Origin of the sequence: Actinosynnema sp. NPDC023658 (assembly GCF_040639995.1) — a bacterium.
Lineage (GTDB): Bacteria > Actinomycetota > Actinomycetes > Mycobacteriales > Pseudonocardiaceae > Actinosynnema.
In genome coordinates this window covers 1-4,746 of the sequence record NZ_JBFAAX010000444.1, presented here as the reverse complement: position 1 = coordinate 4,746, position 4,746 = coordinate 1, and the positions used below count along the sequence as shown (strand labels likewise).

The following is a 4,746-nucleotide window of genomic DNA, read 5'->3' as shown; positions in this document are numbered from 1 at the left end:
GGGGCTCCAGCGCGGAACCGCGCGGCGCGGGCGGGTGGTCGTGCACGATGAACTGGGCCTGCCCGCCCTCGCGCTCCAGCGGCATGACCGACAGCCGGGCGGCGTCGGCGGCCACCGCGGAGCCGTGGTCGCGGCGGATCAGGTGCAGGCACAGGTCCAGGCCCGCGGCGGCGCCGGCCGAGGTGAGGAACTGGCCGTTGTCGACGTAGAGCACGTCTGGGTCCACCTCGACCAGCGGGTGCCGGGCGGCCAGCTCGGCTGCGGCGGACCAGTGCGTGGTGGCGCGCAACCCGTCGAGCAGGCCGGTGGCGGCGAGGGTGAACGCGCCGGAGCAGATCGAGGCGATGCGGGTGCCGTCGGCGGCGGCCCGCCGCAGCGCGTCCAGGACCTTCTCGGGCACCGGGTCCAGCTCGGACCGGCCGGGCACGATGATCGTGTCGGCCTCGCCCAGCGCCTCCAGCCCCCAGTGCGGCCGAACCGTGAACGCGCCCGCGTCCACGGCCGGTCCGACGCCGCAGACCTTCAGCCGGTAGGCGGGCCTGCCGTCGGGCAGCCGGGTGCGGGTGAACACCTCGATCGGGGTGGACAGGTCGAACGGGACCACCTTGTCCAGCGCCAGGACCACCACCGTGTGCATGGCCGCAGCATAGACGGCTGGAATACGTTGCAGACTGGCAATCCAGCCACTTCCGCACCTCCCGGCCACGCCAATAGCGTCACAGCACCGAACCGAAGGAGGCCTGATCACCGATGTTGGCCCGGGTAGTGCTGTTCGACCCGCTCGACGCCGTCACCCCGGACGAGGTGCCCGGCGGTGTGGGCGAGCTGTCGCCGCACGCCTCCGCCCTGCTGGACGCGGACCTGGCCGTGGCCGCGGCTCCCGGGGGTCGGGCATGACGAAGTTCCTCCTGTCGGTCCACGTCCTCGCGGCGATCCTCGCCATCGGTCCAGTCACCGTGGCCGCCGGCGCGTTCCCGGCGAGCACACGCCGTGCCCTGGCCGCACCCGGCGGTGAGCGCGAGGTGGCCGTGCTGCGCGGCCTGCACCGCACCTGCCGCGTCTACGCCGCGGTCGGCATCGCCGTCCCGGTGTTCGGGCTGGCCACCGCGAACAGCCTCGGCGTGCTGGGCGACGCCTGGCTGATCACCTCGATCGCGCTGACCGCGCTGGCCGCCGCCGTGCTCGTGCTGCTCGTCCTGCCGCGCCAGGCCGCACTTCTCGACGACGTGGTCGCGTCGAGGAGGCCGCGGTGGCCGCCGTCGCGGCTGGCGATGCACACCGGGCTGTTCAACCTGCTGTGGACGACGGTCACCGTGCTGATGGTCGTGCGTCCCGGCTCGACGACGGGGGCGTGACCCGGTGACCACCTCCGCGCGGGCCCTGCGCGTCGCGGCGGCCGTCGAGCTGGTGACCGTGCTGGTGCTGCTGGTCAACCTCGCCACCGTGCACCGGCCCGCGGTCTCCTCCGCGGTCGGACCGCTGCACGGCTGCGCCTACCTGCTGGTCGTGGTGCTCGCCTGGTCGAAAGGCGGTGCCCGCACCAGGTTGTCCGCCCTGGTGCCCGGCGTCGGCGGCCTGCTCGTGCTGCGCCGCGCCCGCGCCGTGGGCAGTGCCTCCGAGTGACGGAGAACGCCGGCCACCCGACCCGCGAGGGGTGGGCAGCCGGCGTCCGTCCGAGCTGGTCGATCAGCCGATCAGCTCCTCGTCCACTTCTGCCCGGCCGCGCCGGTGCAGGTGGACAGGCTCACCAGCGTGCCGTTGGCGGTCCCGCCGCCGTTCGGGGTCAGGCACAGGCCGGACTGGACGCCGGTGATCGTGCCGTCGGAGTTGACGTTCCACTGCTGGTTCGTCCCGCTGTTGCAGTCCCAGATGATCGCCCTGGTGCCGGAGGTGGTGCCGGCGCCCTCGGCGTCGAGGCACTTCGTGCCGTACACCTGGAGCTGCTTGGCCGTGGTGAGGGTCCACTGCTGGTTGGCACCGCCGTTGCAGTCCCACAGCGTGGCCTGCGTGCCGTTGGTCTGCGACTGGTTCGGGATGTCCAGGCAGCGGCCGGAGCTGGTGCTGATCAGGGACGACGTCGTGCCGTTGTTGTTCGAACCGGTGATGGAGAGGTTGTCGAACTGCGCCGTCTCACCCTGGCTCGTCCCGATGCCGGGCTGACCCGCGCCGAAGGTGGAGTCCGTCAGCGTCGCGAGCACGGCGCCGTCGACACCGACCGTGATGGTGCTGCCGGAGAAGCCCATGGTCACGGTGTGCCAGCGGCCGGTGCCCAGTGCCGTGGTGGTGCCGGTGCGCAACGTGGTGATCTGCCGGTTGGTGTTGTTGCGCAGGACCGACCAGGCGCCGTTGTCACCGATCCGGAAGTAGTAGGCGTTCACCGCGCCCTGGTCGGTGGTCTTCTGCGAGCCGACGCGGCCGAGCAGGTCGACCTGGCCGGACTTCTCCAGCAGCACGTCGGTCGACACGGTGTAGTTGCTCCAGTTCACGTTGCCCAGCAACGCGTACGGGGCCGTCTCGGTCTTCCACGGGATCGCCTTCTGCGGAGACGCCTGGCGCACGCAGATGCCCGAACGCCCACCGCCGCACGCGGCCGTCTCGAAGGCGCCCTCCATGTCCATCAGGTACTTCGCTTCCTTGCCGGTGGCGTAGGAGTTGAAGTCGTCGGCGTAGGGCAGGCTCAGCGTTCCCTGGGGCGGGCTGGTGGCGGTGCCCTTGCCCTGACCGGACGTCGTGGTGAAGCTGTAGAGGTAGCCGGGCTGGACGGTCAGCGAGAACCGGCCGCCGGAGGGCGTGATGTCGGCGGCCTTCCGGAAGTGGTCGGCGGTGTTGTTGGAGTTCAGGTTGGTCGACCACACGTGCACCGGCGCGGAGGACAGGCCGCCGGTGACGGTGAAGTCCAGCGTCTGGGCGGCGGTGGCGTCCATGGTCTCGATGATCGTGCTGTAGTCCGAGTTGTTCGGCGACTTCAGCGAGACGTAGCTGCCGTTGTTGCGGTTGCCGCCGATGTAGCCGCTGGAGGAGTCCAGGTACTTCCAGCCGGGAGCGGTGAACTGGGCGGTGTGCGCCAGCGCCCAGGTGTCCTTGCCGACCGAGTAGTAACCCGACCACGGCTGGTTGGCCAGCACCAGGCCGACGGTCGGCCACGGGACGTTCGGCGTCGTCGCGGCGATCAGGTCCCAGTTGAGGTAGGCGGTCATCTTCCCGTCGAGGTAGACCCGGTTGATGCCGCGCGCCAGCGGTTTCGCGCCGTCGTTGTAGTCCTGCGAGCCGTTCTCGCTGGACCACAGCACCTTGCCCGAGTTGGCGACGTTGGACGGGACGGTGCACGACGTCTGCGCGCTCAGGTAGCCGCACGTGTAGTGGGCGCTGAGGATGTCGGTGGCGTTGCGGTAGGCCGTGTCGGTGGAGATCGGACCGGCCGGGCCCCAGTCACCGGGCCACGAGTCGCCCACGATGAGCTTCATCGAGCTGTAGCCGGCGGCGTTGAGCGCGTTGCGCAGGTCGACCGTCCAGCTGGGGCTCCACGCCTTCTCGTTCTGCGCGGCCGTGAAGTAGTCGATGGACAGGTTGTGCTGCTTGGCGCAGCCCAGCCAGCTCAGCAGGTAGTCGATCGTGTCCCGGGACAGGAACGTGCCGAGCCAGCCCGGCGCACCCCAGGGCAGCGCCACCAGCTTGATGTTCGGGTTGCGCGCCCTGGCCTGCTCCGCGATCCACCACTCGTAGCCGCGGTTGCAGTCCAGGTCGCCGCGGAAGTGGGCGTGGCTGGGCTCCGCGCCGCTGGTGGAATTGGTGTCGCCGCCGATCTCCACCTTGAGGATCTGCAGCGAGGCGCCGTAGCCGGGCTTGAACAGGTAGTCCAGGATCTGCGTGCGCTGCGGCTCGGGGTAGTCGATCAGCAGGCGGCTGTTGCCGCCACCGCCGCTGACCGCGCCCACGCCGTCGAACGTGCGGCCGGCGGACGTTCCGTTGATCGTGATCGCGGTGGCCGCCTGGGCGGGCCCGGCGGCCACTCCCACGAGACCGCTCGCGGCCAGGGCCACGACGGCCACCAGTCCGCGTAGCCGACGGGGCAAGCGGCTGTGTTCGAGCATGGACGGTTCTCCCTAGATCGGGTGAGTGCGACTCGTGGCAACTTCCTGCCAGGCAGGGAAATCCGCGCCCGCGGCGGGGCGACCGGCGTGCGGGACCGGCCCGACGACCGGGTGTGGCCGGGTCTCCGGGGTCCTGTGCCGGGCGCTCACCGCGGAACACCCCGCGGCTGCTGGTCAGCTGTCTCTTCGGTGGCCCCGCTGCGGCGAACGGCGCAGGGTGCGCATCCCGTCTGGTGCCACAGGAGTTCGTCGTCGCATCGGGGTCCCATCGTCTTCGTCGACGGCGGTCGCGGCGGCCCGACCGGCCGGGTCGTGGCCCGGGTGTGAGCGGCCACGGTCTTCCGGCTCATGTAACTACGTGCACGATCGAGCAGTCAAAGCTAAAATGTGAACGCTAACTTTAGCCGGGCTCGGCCAAAACTGCTTCGAATCCCGTTCGACGAGGTCACGCAATTGCAGATGACCGGCCATCGCGGGCCAAGTTGCGCCGACCGGGGCAATGGGACGGCATGGTGCCGGCGGCCGTCATTGTGAACGCAAACAGGATGATCGCGCAGAATTCCGGCGGCCGTGCGCAGGGGCCGGTCGTGAGTGCGGGCAGCACGTGGGCGACCGCGCTCAGACCGATCGCCGGGGTCCACCGTGCGGCGGACCC

5 protein-coding genes are annotated in these 4,746 nt (G+C 70.7%); 3 read left to right on the top strand and 2 right to left on the bottom strand.

Features of this window, described 5'->3' with window-relative positions; translation table 11 throughout:
- A partial coding sequence (locus AB0G02_RS28490) for a DJ-1/PfpI family protein (protein ID WP_360799694.1) occupies positions 1-637 on the bottom strand: 637 nt, incomplete at its 3' end.
- A gap of 113 nt (positions 638-750) precedes the next feature.
- Here AB0G02_RS28490 and AB0G02_RS28485 point away from each other — a divergent pair.
- Genes AB0G02_RS28485 through AB0G02_RS28475 form a run of 3 tightly spaced genes read left to right on the top strand, consistent with a single transcriptional unit; the run spans position 751 to position 1,623 of the window.
- Positions 751-897 carry a hypothetical protein gene (locus AB0G02_RS28485; RefSeq protein ID WP_360799691.1) on the top strand — a complete coding sequence of 49 codons (147 nt, stop codon included), beginning with the start codon at positions 751-753 and terminating at the stop codon, positions 895-897.
- Positions 894-1,355: a hypothetical protein gene (locus AB0G02_RS28480; RefSeq protein ID WP_360799688.1), complete on the top strand. Its 462-nt coding sequence runs from the start codon at positions 894-896 to the stop codon at positions 1,353-1,355. The genes AB0G02_RS28485 and AB0G02_RS28480 overlap by 4 nt, the downstream gene beginning before the upstream one ends.
- Positions 1,356-1,359: 4 nt before the next feature.
- Positions 1,360-1,623, top strand: a complete 264-nt coding sequence (locus tag AB0G02_RS28475) for a DUF3817 domain-containing protein (RefSeq protein WP_360799685.1) — start codon at positions 1,360-1,362, stop codon at positions 1,621-1,623.
- Between the two features lie 71 nt (positions 1,624-1,694).
- On the opposite strand, the gene AB0G02_RS28470 is transcribed toward AB0G02_RS28475, so the two are convergent.
- Positions 1,695-4,091: a ricin-type beta-trefoil lectin domain protein gene (locus tag AB0G02_RS28470; protein WP_360799682.1), complete on the bottom strand. Its 2,397-nt coding sequence runs from the start codon at positions 4,089-4,091 to the stop codon at positions 1,695-1,697.
- Positions 4,092-4,746: the final 655 nt, after the last annotated feature.

Coding starts and splice junctions, on each gene's coding strand:
- AB0G02_RS28470 (WP_360799682.1), bottom strand. CDS start 4,091: ATGCTCGAACACAGCCGCTTGCCCCGTCGGCTACGCGGACTGGTGGCC.
- AB0G02_RS28480 (WP_360799688.1), top strand. CDS start 894: ATGACGAAGTTCCTCCTGTCGGTCCACGTCCTCGCGGCGATCCTCGCC.
- AB0G02_RS28485 (WP_360799691.1), top strand. CDS start 751: ATGTTGGCCCGGGTAGTGCTGTTCGACCCGCTCGACGCCGTCACCCCG.